Annotated in this window: 16 protein-coding genes and 3 pseudogenes; 8 read left to right on the top strand and 11 right to left on the bottom strand. The window is 56.0% G+C overall.

Translation table 11 applies throughout. The features are described 5' to 3' along the window. Positions 1-191 precede the first annotated feature (191 nt). Both H3V53_RS22420 and H3V53_RS22415 read left to right on the top strand, forming a co-directional pair. On the top strand, positions 192-1,205 hold the full coding sequence (locus H3V53_RS22420) for a tyrosine-type recombinase/integrase (RefSeq protein WP_336599820.1): 1,014 nt from the start codon (positions 192-194) through the stop codon (positions 1,203-1,205). Positions 1,206-1,668: 463 nt separating this feature from the next. Then, positions 1,669-2,850, top strand: coding sequence for a tyrosine-type recombinase/integrase (locus H3V53_RS22415; RefSeq protein WP_336599819.1), 1,182 nt, complete (start codon positions 1,669-1,671; stop codon positions 2,848-2,850). 804 nt (positions 2,851-3,654) lie between these two features. Here the strand turns inward: H3V53_RS22415 and H3V53_RS22410 are convergent. The 6 genes and pseudogenes from H3V53_RS22410 to H3V53_RS22385 form a co-directional block, all read right to left on the bottom strand. Continuing rightward, complete coding sequence (locus H3V53_RS22410) at positions 3,655-8,019, bottom strand: NACHT domain-containing protein (protein WP_336599818.1); 4,365 nt, start codon at positions 8,017-8,019, stop codon at positions 3,655-3,657. Positions 8,020-8,319: 300 nt separating this feature from the next. Beyond that, positions 8,320-8,442 (bottom strand): annotated as a pseudogene (locus tag H3V53_RS22405) (H-NS family nucleoid-associated regulatory protein); the annotation flags it as partial. Positions 8,443-8,515: 73 nt separating this feature from the next. Continuing rightward, complete coding sequence (locus H3V53_RS22400) at positions 8,516-10,438, bottom strand: DNA recombination protein RmuC (protein WP_336599817.1); 1,923 nt, start codon at positions 10,436-10,438, stop codon at positions 8,516-8,518. 110 nt (positions 10,439-10,548) lie between these two features. Further along, a complete protein-coding gene (locus H3V53_RS22395) occupies positions 10,549-11,283 on the bottom strand; it encodes a lysozyme inhibitor LprI family protein (protein ID WP_336599816.1) in 735 nt (244 codons plus the stop codon). A 107-nt stretch (positions 11,284-11,390) separates the two neighbouring features. Next, positions 11,391-11,615: a membrane protein insertion efficiency factor YidD gene (yidD, locus tag H3V53_RS22390; RefSeq protein WP_336599815.1), complete on the bottom strand. Its 225-nt coding sequence runs from the start codon at positions 11,613-11,615 to the stop codon at positions 11,391-11,393. A 307-nt stretch (positions 11,616-11,922) separates the two neighbouring features. Beyond that, positions 11,923-12,846 (bottom strand): hypothetical protein, encoded by a 924-nt coding sequence (locus H3V53_RS22385; protein ID WP_336599814.1) that lies wholly within the window; start codon positions 12,844-12,846, stop codon positions 11,923-11,925. 81 nt (positions 12,847-12,927) lie between these two features. Between H3V53_RS22385 and H3V53_RS22380 the strand changes: the two genes are divergently transcribed. From H3V53_RS22380 to H3V53_RS22365, 5 genes and pseudogenes are all read left to right on the top strand, one after another. Further along, positions 12,928-13,605, top strand: coding sequence for a vWA domain-containing protein (locus tag H3V53_RS22380; protein WP_336599813.1), 678 nt, complete (start codon positions 12,928-12,930; stop codon positions 13,603-13,605). Continuing rightward, on the top strand, positions 13,602-14,387 hold the full coding sequence (locus H3V53_RS22375) for a PP2C family serine/threonine-protein phosphatase (RefSeq protein ID WP_336599812.1): 786 nt from the start codon (positions 13,602-13,604) through the stop codon (positions 14,385-14,387). The genes H3V53_RS22380 and H3V53_RS22375 overlap by 4 nt, the downstream gene beginning before the upstream one ends. Beyond that, the gene (locus H3V53_RS22370; protein WP_336599811.1) at positions 14,371-16,320 is read left to right on the top strand and encodes a helix-hairpin-helix domain-containing protein; all 1,950 of its coding nucleotides are present in this window, start codon (positions 14,371-14,373) and stop codon (positions 16,318-16,320) included. The genes H3V53_RS22375 and H3V53_RS22370 overlap by 17 nt, the downstream gene beginning before the upstream one ends. Positions 16,321-16,917: 597 nt before the next feature. Next, positions 16,918-17,142: pseudogene (locus tag H3V53_RS43690) on the top strand (DUF4236 domain-containing protein); the annotation flags it as partial. A gap of 132 nt (positions 17,143-17,274) precedes the next feature. Further along, positions 17,275-18,120 (top strand): hypothetical protein, encoded by an 846-nt coding sequence (locus H3V53_RS22365; RefSeq protein WP_336599810.1) that lies wholly within the window; start codon positions 17,275-17,277, stop codon positions 18,118-18,120. Positions 18,121-18,425: 305 nt separating this feature from the next. On the opposite strand, the gene H3V53_RS22360 is transcribed toward H3V53_RS22365, so the two are convergent. The 5 genes from H3V53_RS22360 to H3V53_RS22340 form a co-directional block, all read right to left on the bottom strand. Beyond that, complete coding sequence (locus H3V53_RS22360) at positions 18,426-18,641, bottom strand: hypothetical protein (protein ID WP_336599809.1); 216 nt, start codon at positions 18,639-18,641, stop codon at positions 18,426-18,428. 446 nt (positions 18,642-19,087) lie between these two features. Then, positions 19,088-20,881 (bottom strand): ATP-dependent helicase, encoded by a 1,794-nt coding sequence (locus tag H3V53_RS22355; protein ID WP_336599808.1) that lies wholly within the window; start codon positions 20,879-20,881, stop codon positions 19,088-19,090. A gap of 2 nt (positions 20,882-20,883) precedes the next feature. After that, positions 20,884-23,022: an ATP-dependent nuclease gene (locus H3V53_RS22350; protein WP_336599807.1), complete on the bottom strand. Its 2,139-nt coding sequence runs from the start codon at positions 23,020-23,022 to the stop codon at positions 20,884-20,886. Between the two features lie 175 nt (positions 23,023-23,197). After that, positions 23,198-23,545: a hypothetical protein gene (locus H3V53_RS22345; protein ID WP_336599806.1), complete on the bottom strand. Its 348-nt coding sequence runs from the start codon at positions 23,543-23,545 to the stop codon at positions 23,198-23,200. 773 nt (positions 23,546-24,318) lie between these two features. Continuing rightward, positions 24,319-25,317 (bottom strand): hypothetical protein, encoded by a 999-nt coding sequence (locus tag H3V53_RS22340; RefSeq protein ID WP_336599805.1) that lies wholly within the window; start codon positions 25,315-25,317, stop codon positions 24,319-24,321. A gap of 434 nt (positions 25,318-25,751) precedes the next feature. Here H3V53_RS22340 and H3V53_RS43685 point away from each other — a divergent pair. Further along, positions 25,752-25,928, top strand: a pseudogene (locus H3V53_RS43685) (DUF6538 domain-containing protein); the annotation flags it as partial. Positions 25,929-25,958 lie beyond the last annotated feature (30 nt).

Below are 25,958 nucleotides of genomic sequence, written 5' to 3'. Positions count from 1 at the left end.
GTCCATGGCGGCTCAGACGAGATATTCATTTCTGGGCAAGCCGCCCAATGGATTGTATGACAACGTTTCGTACTCCGCTGCCACGGCTCGACGCCCCTGATGCAGCGGCTAACATCCACAGTGGCGCCGACGGCTTGAACCGGGGCTGCGGTGTATGTCACGTGTCGGCCAAGTGCGATAGCGAAGCTCTCATGGCATGGCTTGAGCGATATGACTCGAAAAACACCCGAGTGAATTACCGGAAGGAGGCGGAGCGTCTCTGGTTGTGGGCAACCCGACAGCACGGCAAGGCTGTCTCGTCGCTCACTCACGCGGACATCCTGGTCTACAAACAGTTTCTGCGTAACCCGCAACCCGCAGACGTCTGGGTGCTAGAAGGTGGCTCCAAGCTGCCACGGCATCATCCAGAATGGCGCCCGTTCTATCGCTCGCAACCAAAAAACGCCTTCGATAAAAGTCGAACAACCATAGTCGGGCCAATTCTTACTGATGCAAGCGTCCAACTGGCGATTTCAGTTCTGAATGCTATGTTCTCGTGGCTCGTGGAGGTCGGCTACCTAGACACTAATCCAGTTGCAACGCGGCGCCGAGGCACCGGACACGCCCAAGCCTACCCTCAAAGATACCTGCCACCTCATCTTTGGCGTGCGGTGCTTGAGTATGTCGAGGAGATGCCAAAAAAGACAAAAGCAGAAAAACGGCGCTATCAACGCGCACGCTGGATTATTTCATTGTTCTATCTGAGTGGTATGCGTGTATCGGAGGTGGCAGCCCAAACAATGGGCTGCTTGACGGTACGGCAATCAGTCGATGGCTCACTACAGTGGTGGCTGACGATTGAAGGAAGAAACCAGAAAAGCAGATGCATCCCCGCCATCTCCGAACTAATCGAAGAACTGAAGGCATATCGGGCGAGTATCGACCTGCCGGCCCTGCCGTCCCCGCAGGACAAAACTCCCCTTGTCGTCAGGTTTTGTCCCCAAAACCCGGATGCAGCCCTGACACCAATGTCTCGGTCAGCATTGTACGTTGCTGTGCAACGGATTTTGGAAGGCGCCGCGATGCGTTTGCACGACCACGGAGAATCCGAGGCAGCCAGCGATTTGAGGAAGGCCTCCGCCAGCTGGTTGCGCAACACTGCCTTTTTTACCATGACCGACGGCAATATTGCTGACTGGGTGATTCGACAGCACCTCGGGTTGTAACCGCATGGTCCAAATCCGTCGCCGCCCCCTAAGGACATGCAGCTTCGGGAAGCCTAGGGAAGCCGTCACATTGGATGTGACCAGTTAGGGAACGAATTCTGGGAGTTCCGGGCGACCGTAGGTAGACGAACGTTTCGCAGCCAGTTTTCCCCTTTGCCGGTGTTACCGCTCGCACCTTTTTGCAACGGAATCTTGAAGGGACACCAGCGAAAAACGACTTCTGCTCGGTCGCAACGACTGAGCTCTAAGGCGTCGAATACTAGTCGGAATAGTCGGAACCCGTTCGACAAAAAGGCCCGTGAAACAGCGCCGAAATACTCCGGCGCCGCGTCATCTCGAACGAACTGATACTGTATTACGGCGTAATACGGTAGGAATTTGACGGCAGAAATGGAACCGTTGACATTGCACGAGTTATGTCTAGCATTGAGGGGCCGCTGAGCCGAATTGTCGAGGGACACTCATGCCGCAGCACATCGAATCCGTCGACCAGTTGGTCTTGCCACCATCACTGGACGGAAGCAAAGGTACGAATCGGGCGGTGGAGGCAAGGATTGAGGCCAGCACTGACCTCGAAGCGATTCGCACCTGGCAAAATCGATATGCGGCAACCCCCGCCACATTCGAAAGCTACAAGAAGGAAAGCGACCGCCTTCTGCTTTGGGCAGTCAACTCCATGAGGAAACCGCTCTCATCGCTGACCTACGACGACTTCGTGCTATACGGGCAGTTCTTGCTGGACCCGCAACCGGCAGAAATCTGGATACGGGCAACAGGAAAAAAGGTATCGCGCGCGCATCCGGATTGGAGACCGTTCGATGGACCGCTCGCACCGACCAGCAAGCGATTCGCATTGCGGACGTTGAATTCAATGATGAGATGGTTGGTCGACGCGGGTTATCTTCAATCGAATCCTTTGGCGCTGTCGCGAATAGAGCGCAGACAAATCAGGCCGCGCGTGACGCGACTGCTACAGGATGATTTGTGGTTTGAGACGCTTTCGTTCGTTGAGAGCATGCCGAAGGCGGGCGCACGCAACTCTGCAAAATACGCGCGCGCACGATGGGTCTTCACCCTGTTGTATCTCACGGGGCTGCGAATCTCCGAGGCGGTGAAAGGCCAGATGGGACACTTCTTTGCCAGAGTCACTGACTCTGGCGAAACCCAATGGTGGCTGGAAATCCGCGGCAAGGGGGACAAGACCCGGCTGGTGCCAGCCACCGCCGAATTGATGGACGAGCTTGCTCGGTATCGCAAAGCAAATGGTCTGCGTGGAAGTCCGTGCGCCGAAGAGACTGTCCCCTTGATAGGCGCGCTGAACGATGTTCGAACTCCCATTACGAGAGCCGCGTTACACGTGTTTTTGAAGCATGTGTTTGCGAGAGCAGCGCACCGACTTGCAGCGGATGATGACGGTTACCGCGCGTCGCGGCTGGAACAGGCTTCCGCGCACTGGTTACGACATACGGCCGGCTCAACGATGGCAGACCACGAGGTTGACGCAAGACATATCCGGGACACCTTTGGCCATGCATCGTTGACGACGACGAACCTTTATTTGCACGTCGAGGACGATGAACGGCATCGCGAGGTCGACAAAAAGCATCATGTCGACTGGAAGCGATTCGAGGCGGTTCCACGATAGGCACTCAGGACCTGTAGATTCAACCTGCCATTGTCAGTTCAATCGCCGTCTCGGTCCATTTCCCCGTAGAGACGTGAGAGCTGAATCCATAGAGCTCGCACCCGTTCATCCCGACCCACGGAGCGTCCGTAACATGTCGACGAATCCTCGTCATCCGCCCGCAGATGACCGCAATACGGACAGCGGTCTTCTCCGTCATTGTTCTCTTCGGAGCCTTGGGATAGCCACTCTCTCAATTGCTTTCCGTAGGACCCGCCACTTGGCAACAGCTCGCCAGGCATGGCGCTGAGAAAATCGCGCGTGTCTTCCCAGGAGGCGTGCCCAAGCATCGTGGCTATCTCTTGTACGACTCGCCGAAAAGTCGCTTCGGGCTCAGAAACCTGAAATTCAAGAAGCCTTCTCGCAACCAACAGTTGCCGGTATGAAGCCATAGCGCCTCCTTTCAGGCACATTGCCGCATCAACAAGCTCACAAAATCTAGCGTAGTAGCCGCACAGAGCGTAATCAACCCGCTGTTCTTTACGGCGCCGGTTCGAAATACACCGTCGCAGAGCAACCATGCCCCTGACGATGCGAGTGAATCGCGGCCCACTATGTGCCGACCGCCTTCTTGAGATTTGCAGAAGTGGGTCGCTTCGCGCACGACCTAGCGCTGCAGGGATACTGGGCGCCGTAAGGGTACCGGGCCCCGCGCCTCCACTGAGAGCTACCGTTGTCCAGCGGGTGCGAACCTTGCGGCTTGGGAAATAGCACTACGGATTGGGATGGGCCCTTGCCTTATGTCCTATCGCGGATGCGCCTAACTTACTTGTCGACGAAACTCTCGGACGGGGTGTCGGTCGCTGCCATTGTGGTGGCGGCTGATTCCGCCGAGGACCGTTTCCGTTTTCTGGGTTTCCGCCCACGCGTGACTTCGATGGGCGGCCCGGGCGGTACGCAATCGATGCCGAACACCAGTAACTCCTGCACGTCCGTTTGCTCTGCCTTAATGAGGGTCGCCTGTGCTTGCAGGTAAGTAATCAGCGATTGAAAAAATTGTCCTTCTCCCACCCCGGGAACATCCCATCGTTTGTCATCTAGCCGAAGCAACAACAAGATTCCATGCTGGCTGTTCTGGCCTTTCAGGTATTGTCCGACCACTTGGTCACGCAGCGTACTCGTCAACGAGACAGCTGAGTACACTCGCTCACGGTCGACAGGTTTGACTTCAATACATACCTTCCAGCCGCCGGCACCCAGTTGGATATCGGTCTTGTTGTTATCATCGACCTCCTCCTCACGGTGCACTGTGAAGCGCCGACCAGGTGTGTCATAAAACCGCGCGGCAAGCCAAAGCTGCAGCACTTTCTCCTTCATACCCGGATGGAATAGTCCGCGGTCACTGAATGGCCCTTCCTCTACGCCTGTCTTCAACTCCTCCAATCGAGACAGCGCCTGCTCGAACAACTCGTGCTCGCTTCGAGGCGTATGGTCTATCGCTGTACCGAGAGAGCACAAATCCGACGCTTCAAAGACCGACGAGTTTGCGACCGCCGATGCAGCGTGCTCGTGCTCACGGCTGATAAGCCATGTCTTCATCGCAGGGTCCGTCTCGCTTGCGCACAAGGCAACTAGGGCATCGTGAGCTGCCCGACCGGGGATACCCGCGAGAACACCTGGTATTGTCTCGAGCAAACGCGTCATCGAGGGTGCGAACATGTCGCCGTTCGCTTTGTCCGCAGCGGCCTGCTCAGGGGACCGATACCTCAATACCAATGCGTGCGTTTGCAGTAGCACGTTCACTGCCGATTCCGCGTCGCACTGCTTCACCCATTTGAAATCAGATACTGCCTCGACAAATTGCTTTACTTGCGCCTTCGCGACTGCTTCGCCAGAGGCGAGGTGGTCGTTGAACCACGACCAAGCGCGCGATGGACTCAGCCCGAACCAAACGCGAAGCCAATGCGAGTCGCTTAGTAAGCCCGTCCCCTCATCACGCTGCGTCAACAAGGACTGACACAGCTCCTCGGCTTGATTGGAGGAAATAGAGACGTCAGCACACATGGCATCAAACAGTTCCTTGAGCAGCGCGGTCGACGGAATCTGAAGGTTCAGCACGTCTGCAACGAGTGGAGCGAGTAATTGAGCGCGAGTGGCGCCGCTGCACCCGAGCGCGAGGTCGAGTGTTCTTCGCGAGCTGCCCGCAGGATTTTTTAAGTGGGCCTCGCTAACTAGCCAAGGTTGCAAGGCCCTTTGTACGGCCATTGCCGCATTCGTCGTCAATGCGGGGAACCACTCCGGCGGACGCTTCAGCTCCCATACCGCGAGACAAGCTGCGCGAACGGCGTCGCTGTCATCAAGACTGGCCGTGTCCAACCCTTCGGCGATTGCCGTGTAAAGGCCCGCCAGACCCAGGATTACGGCCCAAGGCACAGTGCCATTCTGGTAGTCGACAGGGTCGATGGGCTGGAATGTGCGCCAGGCGGCCTTCAATCCTTCGCGAAGCGCCTTTGATGCTTCCACGCCGAAGTCACGCGCAACCGCTTCGTAGTCGACCTGAAAGATATCTCGCTGTCCTGACTGGCCATCTGAATACTGAACAAGCCAGCAGAGCGTACCCCGGTGGGACGCATCGCGAATGTGGTCAATCGAAGTCTCGATGGTTTTCCGTTGCTCTGCTCTCTGAGTAACCACATCGCGTTCACGTCCGCGTTGAATTACCCTCGAGTGGTGTACCTGTCGCTGTGCGTCAGCTCGCCCTCGTATGTCCGCCGCTATTTGCCTAGCCCGCGCGTCCTCATCTGCTCCGACTACTAGCGCGGCGAGAGCGTCTTTCCTCGCCCGACCACGCAAGTATCCCAACGCAACCGCCTTTGCCAACTGGAACCAGAGGTCACGCGCCTCAGGCGACGACTGCTCATCGTTTGCCCGATGAGTCAAGGCGGTGAGGTCTTTATCGCTGAATCTGACCAGACAACTACTCCAGACCATCCGCGTAATGTGGTGCGTCATCGTGGAGCTTCGCACAAAGGCCTCGGCAAGTCGCCAACGTATTGGCGGCCTAGCGGCTATTTGCTCGTACAGGTTATTCAGGTCGTGGTCGGTGTACCAGCCTAGGCGAATTGTCTCGATGGCAAGAACCGCCTGTACGCAGGCTTCCGGGCACTCTCCGAGCGATGTGCTCAAAATACTCAGCAACCGTTCGAGGCATGCTGGCAGTACGTCGAAAAGCCATGCCCCTGACGGCTTTAGCCCCTGAAATTTGTTGAGCGAGAGCACGTTCGCAGGCATGGGAAGACCTGCGACCACAGCTTCGAGCAGCGTTGTCGCGGACCGCACGGTTGTCTTGGGCAAGATTTCAAGCTCTATAGCGGACGCCATGGGGCCGTGACCGTACCCTTCCTCCGAGCTGACCATCGCGAATATTTTCACCAGCTCCGTTGTCGACAGCGACTCAATATCGACTACTCCCAGTGCTGATGCTATGAGGTCATTCTCTCGAAACGCACCCGCCAGGAGCCTGACCTTGATGTCGTCGCGCTGGTGTGATGTCGCTACCGTTCCCAGCGTCTGCAGTGCAAGAAGCTGTTCTCGTTGGGAATTCTTAGAGTCGGCGAAGACCTTGAACACTTCAGGAGCGCAATCGCTCAGCCTCGTGTGGACAACAAACGGAAAAAGTGAAACTTTGACGCTTGTCGGCAGTGCGTCGTCCGCGAGCGTGCGAGCCAAAAGGCCGGAGGAAAGACGTCTCCCCACTCGCATGAACTCGGCCGCGTCGTTGTACCAATCGGGACGAAACCCCGTGACACGTTTTCGAACATGGCTTACAAAGGCCGCATCTGCCGACAGTTCATCCCAAGATTCCGGGTCGCCGTCGAACAGCAGCACCTCGGGGAAGTATGCAACAATCCACTCGCGGGTCTTTGCGTTCACGACCGCCAGCCACGACAACGTCCATCGCCGCGCAGGTATCAAAACCGTTTTTCCGAACGGAGCCGCAACGAACAGCGCCTGGACTCGGTGAAACGGAACACCGGCTCGAATCTTTGCATCCAACCAACATGCGGCTAGATAGGCACGAGTTGTTCGATGGTGGAATTTGACGCGCGCGAAGGTGGCTTCGTCGAAAAGCGCGCTTGCCAGCAACCGGGATGTCTCGATGTCGCTCCAATCGGCCAAGACCTCGCCGGGTGTAATGACTGCCCTGACGCTCGACGATGGCGTTCCACACGCAATATAGGGGTGACCTGACAGCTCGGCCGCTGCCGCCAGTTGTTCGGCTCCTTGGCGAAGCCGCATTGACGACAGCGTCGTCGCCGACGCGTTGTAGCTGGGATTCGTCTCTTGCAGCCGGATGCGAACGCTTCCTTCAATTAACTCCCGAAACGTACCAAGGGTCCGCTTGACCTTCCACAACTGAACCATCCAGTCTAGGTCCAATGGACGCGTTGCCAAATGCTCGTAGCCGCCATCGGTGACGGCGGCCCAGAACCTCTCCTCTTCAGAGACGTCCCAGGCTCGTGCCAATTTGCGCGCTTCGGAAATTGATAGCGGAGACAGCGATACGACGAAAACCTCGGCAGGCTCTGGAACAGTCTTGGGTAGGGGCGCCGGCGGGGCGTCACCCGTTGGCAGCGTTAGTTTCGTAGCAGACACTTTTCGGGCGTGGTGTATGGGGTCAACCAGCGACTCCCTCACACACGCCTGCACATCGTCCACGGACCAGTCAGTCCATCGGCTCGAAATTACAACATGTACCCGAGCGAGGTTTGCCTGCAATTTAGAGCGAACCAGACGGAGCGCCTTCTTCAGAGCTACGTGACTGGTCAGGCGCGCTTCATCGACAGCGTCCAGCAGGAAATATCCATCTTCTGAGACGTGTTGCCACGCCTCGAAGATGGGATATCGCTCTCCGAGAGCAATGGACCATTCGTCACCAACCGTCAACTGACTGAGCTCTACAAAAAACGCGGCTTTCCCTTCAGATATAAGCCGCGCCGTCTCGTCTTTGAACTCAGTAGTTTTGCCGACACCGGCCTCACCAACGACAATCGTGACGGGCTTTGCGTGCAAATCGGCCCAAGTCAGGTCGCCCTGCCTCCAGTTCAGGTAGGTGGTCCAATCGGACTCTTCGTCTGCGTTCTCCTTCGGCAGAGTGAAGGTCCGAAGCAGGTCGACATGTCTCAACATAATCGCCTCTTCGTGGAGCGACGGGTCAATCGAAGTTGAGCCGACTGGCTCCCATTATCTACGGCGACGGACCAACTCAAGACACCGCGCGCATCCGCATCTCGCCGACGACGGGGCGAAAGTCTCGAAACGGGCCTACGAAAAGCAGGCCGTCGACTATCGCATGGGCCCAAACTTTTTTCATCTGCTGACGTGGTCCGGTCGCAGCCGGAACATCAACTTTGCAAGCGCTACTACCTCTTGGCTCCGGCGCATGCGCCTGCGCAGGTCCCCAATTAGAAGCCCTTGACATCAGCTTTCAGAACTATCACCCGGCCCTGCAATCAGAAATTTGCTCCGGTCCTTGGCACCAGTCAACCATGCCGGAGCCCGAGCACGACCGCTCCATGTCGCGCCGGTCTTGGGGTCAGCATAAGCAGCCGGCGCCAGCCGTCTGTCCCAATCGATTTCTAGCCGCTGCGACCTCGTCCGCCTCCGGAGCAGGCCGCCGCCGATGCTAGTTTTCGGTCACAGCGTCGAGCGACGACGTCGAATCGGTCAGTCCAGCAGGAACGACAATATCCGAGGTCGTATCTGTTGAGGCGGCCTCGACAAGATTTGCCGGGAGTGTCTTGGATGGCTTTACACCCATTTCCCGCAGTAGTTCTGCCTGACGGATGACGTTTCCTCTACCTAATGCGAATTTGTTGTGCGCTTGGTCATACGCCTTCTGCGCCTGCTTGATTCCTTTGCCGACCTGCTGCAAATCCTCGACAAACCCGCAAAGTTTGTCGTACAACTCGCCGCCCCTGCGCGCGATATCCTGAGCGTTGCGGCTCTGTTGTTCCTGGCGCCAGAGGTGCGCCACCGTCCGGACCACGAACAGCAGCGTCGATGGACTGACAACCAGCACATTCTTACGCCACGCCTCCATGAAGAGGTCGTTGTCATTCGCCACTGCTAGCATGAAGGCCGGCTCAATCGGAATAAATGCGAGGACGAAATCGAGAGACCGCCCGTAAAGCGCTTGATATTGCTTTTCAGAGAGCGCCCTGATATGCCCCCGAACGGACTCGACGTGTTGGCGTAACGCGACGGTCCGCTCCGCGTCGGTGTCCGCTGAAGCGTACCGTTCGTAAGCGTTCAGGGATACCTTCGAATCCACAACCAGCTTTTTCTCGTCCGGAAGGTTTATCACCACGTCGGGTTGCGCGCGCGTTCCGTCGTCACGCACCTGACTGTCTTGAACCAAGTACTCTTCTCCCTTCCGCAGACCCGACGATTCGAGCACTCGCTCGAGAATCAACTCCCCCCAGTTACCCTGAATCTTCGCGGAGCCCTTCAATGCGCTCGTCAGATTCTTGGCATCCTGACTCAGCACCTGGTTGAGGTCGACCAACTGCTTCACCTGAGCTGCAAGCGCGGAACGGTCCTTACCCTCTTGGATGTACACCTCTTCCACCTTCCCTTGGAATTCCAGCAGTCGTGCTTTCAACGGCTCAAGCAGCGTCCCGATATTCATCTGATTCTGTTCCGTAAAGCGCTTCGACTTCTCCTCGAGAATTTCGTTGGCTAACGTCTTAAACTGATTGCCCAGTGCCTCTTTCGCCTCTTGCAGCAACGCTAGCTTTTCTTCGCTACTCTGACGTTGAGCATCAGTCCGCGCGCGAATCTCTGTCAGTTCGTCGGAAAGTCGCACTGCGTCCTTCTCGAATGATTGTTTCTCAGCTTTTGTTTTATCGAACTCTTCACGCATTGACGCCGAGGCCGACCGCTCTGCATTGAGCTCGGCCGTCAGCTTCCCTATCTGATGTCCGCTGAATTCTCGTAACTCCGACAATTCCTGGGACCTAATCTCCAAAGACTCTGTCAGTTGAGCCACTTGCGCTTCGAGGCCTGAAATTCGCGCGACCTGTTCCTCAAGTGCAGCCCTACGTTCGCTTGATGCTTGGGATTCGGCCGACACTCGCGCCATCCTCTGTCGCATATCCTCGATTTCGGCATCAAGCTCGTTGTTTCGGTCTTTCAACGATACAACCTGCTGTTGTTTCTGCGCCCCGCTCGCAGTCGAGGCACCGAGTTCTTCCGTCCGAGTCGCCAACCTCTCATTTAGCGACTGCACTTCACGTTCTAGAATGGGGGTTCTGGACGCTCGTTCTGTCAGCCTCGCCTGCTCCTGTCGCGAGCCCTCCAGCTCCATGCGCGTACTACTCAGTCGGCGTTCTGCCTCGTCACGCTCTTCATTCGCGGACTTTGCGTCTGCCTCGGCTGTTCGGAGTCGTTCTTCCAGTTGCGCAAGTAGAACTTGCGACTCCGATTTGGCCGCTGTGATTGCGCTCTGGAGTCGCAGGTTTTCACGCCCTCGAAATATCATCCACGCAGCGACAGCACCAAAAAACAGGCTCACAACAGAAATGGCGAAGCCGACGACCATGTCCATGATTTCTCTCTCAGTTTTATCGCATTCGTCTTCTCAATATACGGAGAGAGAATGTCCAATTCACCATTCGCTGAAAAGGCACGACGCGCTGTAAGGCAAGTTCGAAGCTTCTAACTGTCTTTTCTGTAACGGCCATGCAGGTCGGCAATTCGAGCATCGAACGCTTCCGTCAGGCATGCCATATCCGAGCAGCCCTTAGTCACCTTGTCTAGCCAGTTTTCCTGTTCAATCCGCACGCCAACGTCCTTACCCCCGATTCGCGCTTGCGCATCTTCATATTCCTTCACTTCACGGTCATACGCCGCGGCGAGCGTTCCACTTTTGCAAACATTAGTGCCGAAGAAAGTCCCGTCTTCGATACAACTCACGCTAGCCATAGCCGTGTGCGTTGACGTGTCATTGCTTTCGACAGACCTAACGGCTTTCGGCGCTTCCGGGTTCGCTCCCGCATCCGGCATCACCACACGCTCGTTGGAACCGAGCGTCACGCCGCTGTCAGCCTTTTGCACGGTCGGCGGCGGGTCCAGCTGAACGACATTGCTGTTAGCTGGGGTTGATTCGCTTGCAATTTTAGGCTCGGAAGAGGCAACGTCGACCGTGCCTGGAGACGGCGCGCTCTGTCCGGAGGGCGAGGACAAACTCATAACGGCCGCACCGACGATACAAATCCCGATACCGTACAGGACACGCTTCCCTGAGCGGCCGAAATCTCGGTTATCGGGTTCGTTGTTCTTGTAGCCCGTCTTGAAACGACGGTCGACCTTGCGCGTATCGAAGAAGCCACCGATACCAACCAATGCGGTCAATATCCCCAACAAGACTAAACCGACTCCGAAATTCGCCATTTTTAGCTCACGCAGGCAATTTGCATCGCGTGCCGTAAATATAAAGTTGATTGTTGTGTTTTTTAACTATTCCGACCCGGCCGAGGCGCATGCGTTGCCTGGCAACTTCACGGTTCGTCGATTCCACCGTTGGGTTGCCTGCAACGGACAATGCGCCTGAGTGCCATGGACCAGCCTTTCACAACCCCGTGCTTTCGAACCGCCCGCAATGCATATTCCGAGCAGGTCGGCTCGTAGACACATGCTTCGCGAAGTCGTACAGGTGCATAGCGCCTATAGACCCCGATAAGCTGCTCACTCGCGCTAATCAGGGCGTCGGAACGTGACAACATAGTACGTCGCCAATTGAGCTTTACGGCCGAACAGAGCGTCGAAGCAACCCGGCTGCACATTCACACCGATACTGTCTACCCGATAGAATTCCCACCCATCACGAGCATGCTCGTTGACGACACCTTCCAGGTAGACTGCGGCCTCGTTACCTCTGTGCTCACGCGCGCGTACTGCAATGTTAGGCGGTACCTGCACCATCTTGTATTCGAATGCCATAAACTTCCGTCGTATTGAAATTCAGCTTGACGACATTGGCACTAAAAACTTTAGCCGCCGGCCAAATTATTTTCACGCCTCGAGTTGTCGTCAAAGCGACGACAAACGGTTCGCAGCATAAGCTTCAAAGCATTGGAAGCGTTCTTGAGAAATCAACGGGTACTTTCCGCATGCATCGGCGACGGTTTGCTCAAACGCCTGTTCTGATGCAGCCAGGTCAGGGGCGGCTACAGGCCCTCCTGCCGCTTTCAAACGCTTCAGATATGTCGCGTGTTCCGCGGCTTGCGCACTGTTCCGCTTGTATTCGCTGGACGGATTGAGCTTCGACAGTGACGACGCGATTTTCTGCGCGCCCGAGAGCGACTCGTCGTCGGTTGTAGCGCAATAAAGTAAGGTGGTCGGACGGTTAGCCGTGAGGAAAAACGCATACACGCACGATTGCGTTGCGTTCGACGCCGACGACGACAAACCCGAGGCCGAGCCGCGAATCGCGAGGCCACCCGGAAACTGAATTGGTGTAAGAAGGCCAGCGTTAGTAAACCCTGCCTTGGTAACCGCGTTAGCCTCTCCCCCCAACTGACGGGTTACGGCATCAGGCTGCAACGCGCGCAAAGATTGAATGACATTGTCGAACCACGAAACAGGGACGAAGCGGTCTCGCTGCGTAACGATGCGAATTTGCCACGACGGTGCCTCATCGACTGCACTGACTACCTGACAGAGACCCACTTCGTCGTCGGTTGGCCCGGGCATCATGCATCCCGCATTCTCATCCGACGACGGAAGCGCCGCTTTAAAGCGGAGCGAACCAAGGTTTAACGTTTGCGACTTCCATACCACTGGTGCCTTTGGCTTGGTCTCGATGTTTTGCGACGCTGGTGCGGCTGGTGCGCTTGCGGTATCGAGAGACGGTGGCGCCGTGGATGGCGCACTCCTGTTAGCCCCGGATATGAGCACGCCAGCAGCAACAGCTACCGCCAAACTGAAATAAGCTGGTGCTTTACTTGCGGACATGATTCTTGGATTATTATCATCTCAAGATTAGATACTAACGCGCGGTTCCGAGCTTAGCCAGCACCGCATAGCGAGAAGACCATGAGTGAACACAACGATTTCGCTACTCAAGTAGCGTTCGGCACGGATAACTTTGCCGAAAATCCCGAACAGCGATGCCCATGCATTCTGGTTCTTGACCGTTCCGGGTCGATGGGCGGCCAACCCATTGAGCAACTCAACGCCGGTCTCGTGACTTTCAAGGACGAGCTTGCCGCAGACTCACTTGCAATGAAACGGGTGGACACGGCTATTGTTTCATTCGGTCCCGCGACACTTGAAATGCCGTTTCATACTGCTCCAAATTTTTTCCCGCCTACGTTGACCGCGCAGGGTGATACGCCGATGGGTTCTGCCATCAACCTGGCGCTCGACACGCTTGAGGCGCGCAAAGCCGAATACAAGGCGAATGGTATTTCCTACTACCGGCCCTGGGTGTTTCTCATTACCGACGGCGGCCCTACGGATGCATGGCAGCAAGCCGCCGCTCGCGTGCGCGAGGGAGAAGCCTCGAAGAAGTTCGCTTTCTTCGCGGTCGGCGTACAGGGCGCCAACATGGATACGCTGGCGCAGATTTCTACCCGACAGCCACTGTCGTTACAGGGTCTCAAGTTCCGTGAACTGTTCCAGTGGCTCTCTGCATCGATGGCCGCCGTCTCGCGGTCCACGCCAGGCACTGAAGTTCCGCTGGTGGCTCCGACCGGCTGGGCATCGGTGTGAGCTGGAAGGTCATTGGAGCGTCCGTCGTCGGCAGTTCCCACATTCACAACTCGGCGCCCTGCCAAGACAGTTGCTTCTATCACGTCGCGTCCGATGCGACGGGGGCAGAGCTTCTTGTCGCCCTCGTATCTGATGGTGCCGGCAGTGCACAATTCGGTGAAATTGGCTCCGAAATCTCTTGCGAGGCCGGGGGCAAAAGGCTGCTCGAAATCGTTGAAACGAATGGGGAAGCCGCGCTGGAATCGAGTGTCGCGGCGGAAGTGCTCGACGTCATCAGGACGCGAATAGACGAGGCGGCACAAGCACGAGGCGTGACGCCTCGCGCCCTCGCCTGCACGCTGCTCGGAGCAGTCGTTGGACCGACGCGCGCATTCTATTTCCAGGTGGGGGATGGTGCAATAGTGTCACGGGAAGGCGGAGCGCTTGCGCCGGTATTCTGGCCTGAGTCCGGTGAGTATGCCAATATGACTTATTTCGTCACGGACGCAAACGCATCCGAGCATCTCCGGTCTGACCTGCGCAACGCACCGGACGAACTATCGCTTTTCAGCGATGGAATCCAGCGACTTGCGTTGGTATTTGCGACTGAAACCGCACATGAGCCTTTCTTCGAACCGATGTTCAAGGCCTTACGCGGCTCGTCGGACGACCAGACGGATTCACTGTGCGCAGCGCTTGAGCGCTTCCTGAGCAGCGACGCAATCAACGAACGAACTGACGACGACAAGACGTTAATTCTTGCGACACGTCCGCTGGGGGCCGGCAGTGTCAGTAGCGTTTGATGAACTCGGCAACCAGTTGCAGCTTGGAAAAAAGCTCGGTGAAGGTGGTGAGGGCGCGGTATTTGATACGACGCACAACGGCGAAAACGTTGCGGCGAAAATATACTCGCATGCTCTGCCGCCCGACCGACAGGCCAAACTGCGAGCTATGGCGCAGGTTGGCGATACGTATCTCAAGCAGATTGCCGCTTGGCCAATCAACGTCTTGCTTACCAAGCGACCAGGGCCAGTCGCCGGCTTCACGATGCCCAAGTTCTCGGGCTACCATGCCGTCCATGAACTATACGGCGTGGGAAGTCGCCGCCAGACCTTCCCAAAGGCAGATTTCTCGTTTCTCGTAGGAACGGCGCGGAACATAGCTGCTGCGTTCGACGCCATACACGCGCATGGCCACGCTATTGGTGACGTCAATGAAAACAACATCATTGTCAGTCATCAGGGAACCGTCAAGCTTCTTGACTGCGACTCGTTCCACGTTAATACGCCGACCATGAGTTTCCCGTGCACTGTGGGAGTCCCACACTACACGCCACCGGAGTTGCAGGGCCTCGGCTCATTCCATGGCGTTACGCGGACAGCCAATCACGACAACTTCGGGCTCGCGGTTTTGATATTTCAGTTGCTGTTCATGGCCAGGCATCCATTCTCTGGAATACCAAAGATGCCTGGCGACCTGCCGCTGGAACGGTCTATCAAGGACTTCCGTTTCGCGTATGGGGCCGACCGTCTCGCGCGATTGAACGACATGCCACCAAAGGCCTTGGGGCTGGACTATCTTCCTTCCGGGCTTGGAGACCTTTTCTGGCGTGCTTTTACTGAGACTGGAGTCAAGCACGGGCGCCCCAAGGCAAAAGAGTGGGTGGCAGCGCTTGATAGTCTGTTGCATTCACTACGGTCATGCAGCGCGGAGCCGCGGCACAAGTATCCGGGGCAACTTCACACGTGCATCTGGTGCGAGCGAGACAAGCAGGGAACGCCATATTTCACTCCCGCTTCGGCAACCGGGCCAACAATCAACTTTCAGGCTGCAAGTGCGAGTGTGTCTGCGCTCTGGTCTCAGATACAGGGACTCAGTTCGTTGCCGGCGATGCCTCTGTTCGCTGCGCCTGCTCTAGCGCTCACTGGTCGCCCCGCTCCGGCATCCGCTGGTTCCTCCGTGACCAAAGACCGCCTGGCGTATGCAGGCATCTGTTTCGTTGCCTTCGTGCTTTCAATCGTAGCCCCGAAACTTTGGTGGCTTTGGTTGACTGCTGGTGGATTCGCCATTCACGGAGTCAAACCTCACTCGCCTGTCGAACTAAACACTCGCAAAAGCGCGTTAGCAGTTGCGCAGCGAGGATACGACGCGGCTCTTGCTGAATATGACCGGGTACGCGGGGACCGCCGGCTTGCCGACGCGTTCCGCAATCTCGGGCAACTGAAAGCGCGACTGGACGACCTGCCGCAAGTTCTTGCGCGAGAAATGAAACAGTTGCAGGCAACTTTAGTCGCACGACAGTTGCACGACTTTCTCGACAGGCACTTTATCCGAGGTGCCAAGATTGCCGGTGTAGGGGAACAACGCAAGCAGACGCTTGCGTCTTTCGGCATTGAAACCGCAGCGGATATCTCTTCTTCAGCCATCGGTGCCATTCCCGGCTTCGGTGCTGGCCTGACGAACAATTTGATGGCATGGCGGCGGTCTATCGAACAGAAATTTGTACCGTCTAACAACGTCACGCCTACTCCACAAGACGTGAACTCGGTCAATGCAAAAATAGCGTCGATGCGCGCGAAGCTTGAACAGCAACTCCGAGATGGTGCCACGCATCTGCAATCCGTCAGGAACGAAGTTCTGGCTCGCCAGAATACTGCGAAGGGAGCGCTCGAGGCAGCGCATCACAATCTGGCGCAAGCCCAGGCTGACCTCGCTGTCATGCAGAGGTCCCCGTGATGAAAACCTCCCGGTACCCGAAGGCCGCAGTCGCGAAGGCGTGCATCACCATGTTCGTGACCTGCGTCACAGTCGCGGGGCATGGACAGGAGATGCCCAACCCCGTCGGGGAGTTTCTAAACGCCTTCCACGGCAAACCTGTTGGGCCCGTAGCGCCTCCGTCGGCCAGCCCTCCCGTCATTAGCGGACCACAAACGGCCATGGTCAACACAACGGCGCCAACGACAGCGCCACAGGCGGGTGCACAGGTGAACACGCCTTCCTGTCCTCCGGGCGTTGACCGCGTGGGATGCCCAAGCTCGTCTGCCCAACGGGTACGAAACGACTGTCCCGCTGGAATGACCGCTGGGCCTACAGGTTGCGTTCCGATGGCAATGCCGCCAAATGCTCACCGAGTATCCGAAGACGGGCAGTGGCAATGTGACGACGGTTATATGAGATTTGGCGCAATCTGCATTGCAATCCAGTCGACTCCTTCCAACGCTCACCTTACGGGAACAGGAACGAACTGGGAGTGCAATACGGGATACAGGCGGCTTGGAAACACATGCGTTGCTGTGAGCGTTCCACCCAATGCACACTTAGCCAACACGTGGAATGGCTGGGCATGCGATTCTGGATATCGGATGGTGGGCAACTGGTGCGTCGCTCACTGAGAACAAGTCGAGGAACCAAATGGGGCTAGGTTACAGAAAGTCAATTTCCGCAGGTCCATTCCGCTTTAACCTGTCTGGAAGCGGTATTGGCGTTTCCGTCGGGGTACCCGGCTTTCGCATCGGCACCGGTCCACGCGGCAACTACGTCTCGATATCAAAAGGTGGGTTCACCTATCGCGCGACTCTGCCGACTTCCGGAATACGGCCGCCCGCTTCTTCACAACCCTCTTCCGGGGCGCCCGTGGCACGCCCCAACTACACTTCGCCCGCCACAGCCACAGTCGGTCCGATGTTGAGCGTGGCATCAGCAACGGCCGACCAACTGACTTCGTCTTCCTTGGATTCACTGGTTCACGAAATCAACCGGAAGGCAGGAATGATGCCGCTTTGGCCATGGTGCACAGTGCTCGCACTTGCATGCATCGCCTTGGCCATGCTTTTGTCGGATGGAGGCCTGTTCGTTGCAATCGCGAGCGGTGCTCTTGCCATGGCCGTGTGTGCAGCCTCACTATGGGTTTATTACTGGGACACGGCCCGCCGGGCAACGGTGCTTTTCTATGACCTCGACGCCACATCGGAGCAGGCATTCTCGTCAGTGGTTAATGGGCTGACACAGCTTGCTGCCTCAGCCCGTAAATGGAGAATCGATGCCACCGGCAGAGTGCTCGACAGCAAATACCACGCCGGTGCCTCCAACGTCGTCCAGCGTAAGCCGTTACAGCTAGGCATCGGGCCGTTTTCCAAGGTCCGATGCAATCTGGATATTCCCTACATCGTTGCCGGGGCGAATGTTCTCTACTTCTGCCCTGACCGCCTTTTCGTTGTCACAGGACGTAAAGTCGCGGCTGTCCGTTACGGAGACCTGAACCTGCGCGATGGCTCGACGCAATTTATCGAAGACGAAGGTGTGCCCAACGACGCAGTCGTAGTCGGACGCACCTGGAAATACGTCAACAAGTCGGGCGGCCCTGACCGAAGATTCAAGGACAATCGGGAATTGCCTGTTGTTCGATATGACGAACTCTCGCTCACATCCGCCTCTGGCTTGAATGAACGCTTTCATTTTTCAAAGTCTGGAGTCGCCGCGGCCTTTTGTCACTCGGCAAGAAACCTTTTGACGCTACGTCCCGCAGGTATTCCGTGACAGAGCCTTTTATCTAGGGACAGCTGCCATCAGCTTGGTGCAAATCCATTCCCTTTAATTTATTGATTCGACCACAGCCCTCCTGATGGGTTGAATGAGACGGGTACCTCCTAGTTCAAATTTTCATTGCTTTTTCCCGGACTCAAGCAGATGGCAACCGCTGTCGACGCTGTCAACGGAAAAATCGTGCCAGGAGGTCACACGCGCGATTGATTTGCATTGCGTCGCCCGGAGAGCAACTATTGGAGTATCTGTGCATAGCGGGCAAGCGGACTGACGGAAAAAAGTGGCATCCCTCCAAGGATTCAAAATAACATCATGGGCCCGGCTCCGAAGGTAAACGTAACCGGCACGGTCTCTACGCTCCAAAAATCGGCGACATTGAGGATGCGCGTATCGGCATGCGCAGCATAGCTAGCGACAATCAACTTCTGCGTTCCGCCAACCAGTTCCTTCGGGCAGTCGAAGCGCGTGTAGCCTGCGACACCCGTCACCAGGTCGTTAGAGACCTGCAACGGCAACGGCGTATCCGGATTCTGTACTACCCGCGGTGCACGGCCAAGGGCACGACAAAATCCGACGAAGATGATGTTATGCCGCTCGTGCAGACAGCCACGGAACTCGTAACAATCGACGCAGACCGCTCTCTTCCCTATCTGCAGCAAGTGATGTCGAACAACATCCTACGCAGAGGCTGGAAACACTCCGAAAAAATGATACGAACGTTGCAACCCTCATTTTATACTTATGCGAGCGATGGCGTACCCGCCGTCCTCTCAATAGGCGACTCGCCTACCGCGGCTGGCAGGCCCGGCTGCAGCAGATTGCGTGTGTCATCACAAACGCGTGCCAGGTTGAATCCTACTGGTCGCACACAGGACCGAGGGCGGCTGCGCGACGGGTCAAACGAGCGTATCGTAGCGCGGGCACTGTTCCAACAAGTTTTTGGTAAAACGCTGACTTTTCGCTACGGCAGCACATCGTATTTGTATTCGTAATCGGCCAGGACAATTGTCGGCTCGTATTCGCGTTTTCTCGTCATTCTTTGGCGCTCAGATATAAGATGAAGATTTTTCTTGGCGCGTGACGCCACCACATACAGCAGCTTCTTGGCGCTTTCTTCGCCCTCGGCATCATCGAAGTGAGGCACCATCCCTTCGAGCAGCGCGTAGGCAATCACCGCGTCAAACTCCGCGCCCTTGATGCCATGAATGCTTGAGACCGTAATACCTGTCCTAGTCCTAAATACGCGGCGAAAGACCTCCGTGTCGCTGATGCACTCTAAGCCATCTTTCTTCAATTTTTCAACGCGTGCCTGCGAGCTCTCAAAGAACGCCACGTAGTGCTTCTGCAATACTTCGAACTGCGTGAAATTGATGTTCAGCAACTGAAACAGTTCAGCGAAAAATTTTCGCAGATAGACCAGACCGTCTGCGTCATCCAGCACAATGCAGTTGCAGGCTCGCAGCAGTACTTTTGCGTTAATCCCAACGGCAGTGACCCCAGCTTCTGTCATATCGCGCAAGACTTCGTTTGCCCAACGCAATCGACGCACATACAAGTCAGGAGCTGCCACCGTGAGCGCCAGCCTTGACACCTTAAACCAAAAATTGTCGTAGTCCCTTCCAAAGGGTACCATCCCCGGTCCATCAAAAGGATATTCTGGCAGCCGGGCCACCAGCTTACGCGTCATGCTCGCAAGATGAGTCCACCACGGTGCGATGACACATATTTCACCCGGCGCGAAACCGCAGTCCTCAATACTGTGCCTTATGAGCCGAACAAGCTCGTCCTCCAAGCCATCAATCTTCACCGTATCGTTGTAGGAGATGACGCCTACATGGTCCTTATCTTTCCCTTCCGCTACTATGGCCGTCTTGTAGACGTTATAGTTCGAAAAGTAGTCAACGACCCGTCTGGATGACCGATAGTTTTTCGATAGCGCAAGAGGCTTAAACTTGGTGTTGGCCAGTGCCTCCAAATCCGCGTGCGGTATTGCATAGCCACCCAGCGACATGTATATCGCCTGGTTGGGGTCGCCAACGATGAATGCGGAAGTAGCCCCAGCGCTAGCCCGCAGTATCGACGCAACTATCGAGTATTGAATCTCTTTGGTATCCTGGTACTCGTCCACGAGAACATACGGGAAGATGTTCGAAAGAATCTTCGCGATACCAGGCCGAGTTTGAAGAATCTGATGCGCCCGGAACAGGATGAGTTCAAAGTCGATAGCTTTGCGCTCTGCGAGCCGTCGAAAATACCGTTTCAAGACTTCCCGAACGGCTTCGCGCAGTGCCGGGTTCTGCGTTGAGATGACGCACCGCTCCGACGTAAAGAAAAACTCGCAGTCCCAGAACGTCACCTTCAGTCCATCGTACTGGCCGCACAATTCAGTGAGCAGAGCCTCCCTTTCGTGGGCGTCTATAACCCGAAAGCCTCGGCTTAGTGACCCATGGTAGATGCCGTATGGTTTGAGAATCCACTCCAAACAGAAGGAGTGAATGGTCCCAATCCAGAGTTGCGAAGTGTCGACACCGAGCCGTTCGATTCTGTCGTGAATTTCGTCGGCTGCACGGTGGGTATAAGTAATGGCACAGACGAACTGGCGCGACGACTTCAACCGACTAAGCTCGTATGCCGCTTTGTATGTCAGGGTACGGGTCTTCCCACTCCCTGGGCATGCCGTCAAAAGGATGTTTCCGGGCTCCCGAATCGCAGCTTCCTGTTCAGGATTGAGCTCCCCGTGTCGCCAGAGGTCCATGGTCAGCTCAAGAACGCCGCGACAACATCGTGGATGGCATCGGCCGGTAGGGTCTTGAACAGTTCATCGTTCAGTTGCTCAAGCGCGATTTCTCCACGTCGGAAGCGGTCCAGATGCCCACGAGATTCTTCGATGACGGCATCGTCGGCCCCTGCGTTCGAGTTAGTACGAAGTCGATGGTCGAAGACGCGAAACCAGACATCAATCGGCAACGCCGGGTTGGCAAATACCAAGGCATCGAGAATGTAGCGAGGAATCGCGGTCGCGGGCGTTATGGCTTTTGCGAGCAGCAAAGCAAACCAGCCCTTCCCCTCGTTCGCTGCCATCGTCAACACTCGCCGGCCGTACACAGACACATCTGTCGATTGCAGCTCTGCTCGCGCCTCCTCGATAGTGTGGGCGCTTACGTAAACGTCACCAAGTACCCCAATGACGACGTCCGCGTTACCGGCCCGCATAAACTCGACTTCAAATGTGTGGTGTGCATAGGACACGGTTAGCCATCGGTTGCCATCGCAGAACGCGTTGAGCGCCAGCTGTCGCTCGATGCCCTTCGCCTGAGCACCTTCGATGTGCAGTTTGAATTTTCTCAGTGCCTTGCTATCGTCATCATGCGGAGTCGTATCGATTATCGCCGTATCCAGGTCAGTGACGATGGCGCATCGCTTTCGGATACGGTCATCGTGGAACAGGCGTCCAACGTTCTGAAAACCAGTGCTGCGTATGTTGATGAGGCTGATTCCTAGCTCGTCGAGACTTACACCCATGACAGCCTTGACGAGCGATGGGATGAGAATCTCCTCAGCATCGCCCTCAACCAGGATGACGCTCTTTGCAAACAGGAGGTTGCTGCGCACTGCATCGAGGTACCGCTGAACACTGGCTATCTCGCGAGGCTCCAGGCCCGTTGCCGGCTGATACGCCTCGCAGCATCCGCCTTCCCGCCCGAGGATGTTCATATTCTGGATTTTGCTGACTTCAGAAATATGGACCGAATGGGTCGAGTAAATAATCTGGGTGTCTTCGTAGTTCAGGCGGTCAAACAGCGTCTTCTGGATGTGCGTGTGGATATGCGCTTCGGGCTCTTCAATCAGAAGGAAGTTCGCCACCGGCATCTTCTCCTGCTGGTATTTGAACTCGAGGAGTTTGAGTGTGAGATAGATGAGGTTCGCGCCACCCAAGCTCAGTTCGTTGATATTTCCCTCGTAGGCCTCGCCAGATTCTCCGACGAACAGCTTCAGCGACTGAAACAGCTTGTCCGCTTCATCAGGAAGGTCCGACCGGATGGAAAGCGACGACGGTGAGTAGGCTTCCCCTGCCGCCGCCTTGATTGTTTGCGAAATGTCGCTGCGAACTGCGAGGACGTCGTTGAGGCCACCAATCGCGTCGTTCAGCGCTTTTACCTGCTCAGTTATCGGGGCAAATGCGTCCGCTTCGATACGGCCACTCTTCGCCTTCAACAGCGTCAGTAGCGGATTCGCGCGATTATTGTGAAATTCTGCAACAACGTCCCTGAGCGCTTGGACAAAGGTGAACGACACTTCTCTGGCGACAGATAGTACGGCCGGGACACGGATGCCAAGTTCCGGAAACTCCGTTTCCTTACTGAATTTGACCGCCTCGAAATCGCCAACGATATTTTTGTAGGTCGTTAAATCGTTGAAATCAGCCGTGCTCTTACCGGTGAATACGACTTCATAGCTGTCAATCGTGATGCCGTCAAGAATCTCGGCTAAGCCTAGTTGGTCACCCTCCGCAAGCTCGGACAGCAGCTGACGAACATGCAGCTTCGGGCGAAATATTAGGTTGTAGGTGGCTTTTTCTGTGTACTGTTCGCCTACTATCGCCGTCCCATGCTGGAACAGCGCTTGTATCGCTTCATCCGAAACAATCTTCTCGAACTCCAAGCTGATGATTATCCAGTGACCTCGCCAATCTGCTAGTCCCCGATGGAAGTCTCCCTCGTCAAGGCGATATGCCGAGCGGAGCATGTTATCGTCGAGCAAGAGACGGATAGCTCGAAAGAGGTTGCTCTTTCCTGAGCCGTTCTCCCCGATTATGGTATTAGTGCCTTCGCGAAAAAGAAGTCGCGCGTTCGCGAAATTCCGGTAATTTACCAGGCTCAATTTCGAGATATGCATAGGGGTGAGGCTTGGCCGATGGAGTCTGGATTATGAACTCCAGTCGGTCTTTTGTCTTCTCACCTCGCTGCTCAAAGCAGGTTAGCAGAAATGCGGAGCTCGGTTACTGACTTCAACTCCAAGACTCAAGACCGCCAACTCCCTACCGATGCACGGCTCCGCACTGTCATCCTGACTACCGTTTCTTCTTGAATTTCGCGCCGTCCTTGGTGAATTCAGCGTCGTAGTCGCGGAATAAGGCGATTACGGTCGTTAGCCCTATGGTCACCACGAATATTATCGTGGCAATTTCCACCCCGGTCAGCGCAGCTACCGGCACCAGTCCAAGAGTAGACGCCCCGCCGCTCGGAATGGCGGTTACCGCAATTGCTCCGATGGCAGCCAGAGCCACAGCCCCAAGGGCGGTAACCTTTCGCGCATTCTTTAGCTTACCCGCAAGTTCGCCATTAACGAAAATCTCGTCGATACTTGCTTGTTGAGCTTCTTTCAGTTCTTCCGAAGTGGTCACTGTGACAGATGTCATGCTTATCCCTAATTTTTGTCTGCGGTCCGCCTCTTCTCGCGATAGTGGTGCGCTTTGCTTCCCTGTCTCGCAATCCTCGAATCTTTGTTGCAGCTGTTTAACGGCAAGCGTCCTAGCCACCTTTAGGCAGAGATAAAGCCGAACGTCGCCCCCGTCAGCGGTTCAGTTACGAATCTTGACGCGCAGTTTGTTAGACAGCCAGTCGGCTTCGGACGTTGAAGCACATATTCGATGTAAGACACTCGGAACTTGCCAGCAAGCCTCATCGCCCGGCACTCGGCTCAGTGATTCAGCTCGGTGGTCACATTTGACCGCGTGCTGCGTAGGGCAGCTCTTTTCGATGGGGGTATCCAGCTGCAGATAATGTTGGTTAAATGCCGAGCGACATCCATGCCTCGGGAATGTCTCCGCATTCGCAATGCGGCTTATCAAAGCTCTCAGGCTGAACAAGGGTGGCGCCGACATGTCGGGCTCCGTGTAGCCTTGACAGTCGAGGAGGAGCATCAGTGTGCTGTTGGTCGTGCCACCCCTGCAATTTGTAATTGTCCAGCATGCGGCGGTTGGGATGCCCGTATCGATTCTTGCCCGAGGAAATGACTAGGCGTGCATCTGAGGCAGTGGTCTCCGGAATGGCGAAGACATTCAATTTGCCGCCGTGATGGCTAGCTACCATCCCGACAATTCGCCGGTGGTCCCATGAGCCTACCTGGTCGAACCGGATGCTGTCGAATTCGGAGTCTCCCGGAAGTAACACGAGCCCCCTCTTCCACCCATCATCGATACGCACTACCATGGCCAACCCCGAATTGTTGCGATATGAAACGTCTTTTTTTTTGGGTCGCGCACTTTACAAGTGTTAAGTTTTCGGTTTCCCAGACCGTCTTTCCTCTTGGCCAAAAATGTAACGCTCTACGGCCCTCGAAACGCTGCTGGTAGAGTTTCAGAATGAGAAGATGGTGGCTCGGTCCCAGCTTGGAAGCTTTTTCCGGCGCTGGTACGAGCCAAGGTCGGTCGAGAGCGGTAGGTTTCCATTTCACCACAGGAGCGCCTCGACTCCTGTCGTAGCGCCAACTTTCCAGTGCGTAGGCCCAGTGGTCCCAGTCCCAGTGAGAAAGCACAACCGGTGCAGGACCAGCATCAGTCTCGACGTCGAAAAGCCGCGGCGGCGGGTTTGGTGCACCAGCTATGTTGGTTTGGATGGGCCACCCCAAGTCGAAGAACAACACTGGATGCTCGTACTCGTCGACCACCGCGTTGCAATTACCCTGGCCCACATGATAGGCGACGACATGCCGTCGGCCTTCGGGAGCAAACAATTTTTCAAGCAATTTTGTAAAGCGCTCGAACGACCGCAAGGCTAGCCTTGATGCATCAAAAACTCGTTCGACGGCGGCTTGAGTCTCGGAGTCGAGAGGCTCCGGCCGTGAAATAAACAGAGTAACGGCTTCCCCTTCAATCGGCGCCGGCCCGAGCGAAATGAAGGTCGCCGGAATGTTGACTTGGCCGTCTTCATCCCGTACGTCGGAGACCATGAACGTTAACCACGTCCTCGTGGACGCGTTGCTGGCTTTGTTGAGCAGACTTGGCTCGATTGAATCGGGTCCGACCTCGAGGACGGCACCCATGTATTCGTCCGCCTGCTCAGAGGACAATTGAGCTAGCCCGCCAACTCGCCGCATCACGGAAAATGTCTTTTCAGAGACACAGTCAAGGTAAACGGGATTTTGGCCTACTTCGCCATCTAAAAACTCCGGGACCGCGAAGTAACGCATAAAACCCTCTGTTTGATTGGTCACCTGTGGGGTGTCGACCGAAACTCAAGAAATTGACGGCTACCACCTGGTCTTGGCCAACGCCACGCGACCACTCTCGATAAGCGGTAAGCGAATTGTCGGTCAGCATTGTGGACGCTTTCGAGCTGCCGCTAAGACCAATGTCCGTCAAATCGCTCTTACGGCGGCATCTTGGAGAACTTTAAGAGTACGCTTCTGCAAACAGCATGAAGAGTCACCTTGCCCTGGGACTCTGCGCTACCTTTTGTCTCGGATATGTGGGCGTTGACTACCTTGTAGCCAGTCGACAAGCAACCGGTGCATCGCTAAAATTGAGAGAGCGCGAGTGAGTAAAACATTCACGAGAGCACTTGCAGCAGTGCGGACCTTTCGGACGGGAGCTAAAGCTACGATTCGGCCTGTCGGAGCGCCAAATGCCGCAGAAATCACATGTCCTGGTACGGCGGGACTCGCGTGTGCCGTACTTCCGGAGGTCAATTCCGGAGTCGCTTCGCCGACAGTTTGGCCGCCGGGAGTTTATCTGCTCGCTGCGAACACAGGATGCCGCAGAGGTCGCAGCGAGAGCCGGCGCGCTCCACTCGAAGACCGAGGAACTGTTGCGTCACGCGAGCAGTCTTGCA

The organism is Paraburkholderia bengalensis (genome assembly GCF_037126505.1).
GTDB classification, from domain to species: domain Bacteria; phylum Pseudomonadota; class Gammaproteobacteria; order Burkholderiales; family Burkholderiaceae; genus Paraburkholderia; species Paraburkholderia bengalensis.
This window is presented reverse-complemented; position numbering and strand designations above follow the sequence as displayed.

Excerpts from the sequence above, each read along its gene's own strand:
- H3V53_RS22420 (WP_336599820.1), top strand. The coding sequence starts at position 192 with ATGGCATGGCTTGAGCGATATGACTCGAAAAACACCCGAGTGAATTAC.
- H3V53_RS22400 (WP_336599817.1), bottom strand. The coding sequence starts at position 10,438 with ATGGACATGGTCGTCGGCTTCGCCATTTCTGTTGTGAGCCTGTTTTTT.
- yidD (WP_336599815.1), bottom strand. The coding sequence starts at position 11,615 with ATGTTGTCACGTTCCGACGCCCTGATTAGCGCGAGTGAGCAGCTTATC.
- H3V53_RS22355 (WP_336599808.1), bottom strand. The coding sequence starts at position 20,881 with ATGGACCTCTGGCGACACGGGGAGCTCAATCCTGAACAGGAAGCTGCG.
- H3V53_RS22345 (WP_336599806.1), bottom strand. The coding sequence starts at position 23,545 with ATGACATCTGTCACAGTGACCACTTCGGAAGAACTGAAAGAAGCTCAA.
- H3V53_RS22340 (WP_336599805.1), bottom strand. The coding sequence starts at position 25,317 with ATGCGTTACTTCGCGGTCCCGGAGTTTTTAGATGGCGAAGTAGGCCAA.
- H3V53_RS22350 (WP_336599807.1), bottom strand. The coding sequence starts at position 23,022 with ATGCATATCTCGAAATTGAGCCTGGTAAATTACCGGAATTTCGCGAAC.
- H3V53_RS22410 (WP_336599818.1), bottom strand. The coding sequence starts at position 8,019 with ATGTTGAGACATGTCGACCTGCTTCGGACCTTCACTCTGCCGAAGGAG.
- H3V53_RS22415 (WP_336599819.1), top strand. The coding sequence starts at position 1,669 with ATGCCGCAGCACATCGAATCCGTCGACCAGTTGGTCTTGCCACCATCA.
- H3V53_RS22385 (WP_336599814.1), bottom strand. The coding sequence starts at position 12,846 with ATGTCCGCAAGTAAAGCACCAGCTTATTTCAGTTTGGCGGTAGCTGTT.
- H3V53_RS22380 (WP_336599813.1), top strand. The coding sequence starts at position 12,928 with ATGAGTGAACACAACGATTTCGCTACTCAAGTAGCGTTCGGCACGGAT.
- H3V53_RS22395 (WP_336599816.1), bottom strand. The coding sequence starts at position 11,283 with ATGGCGAATTTCGGAGTCGGTTTAGTCTTGTTGGGGATATTGACCGCA.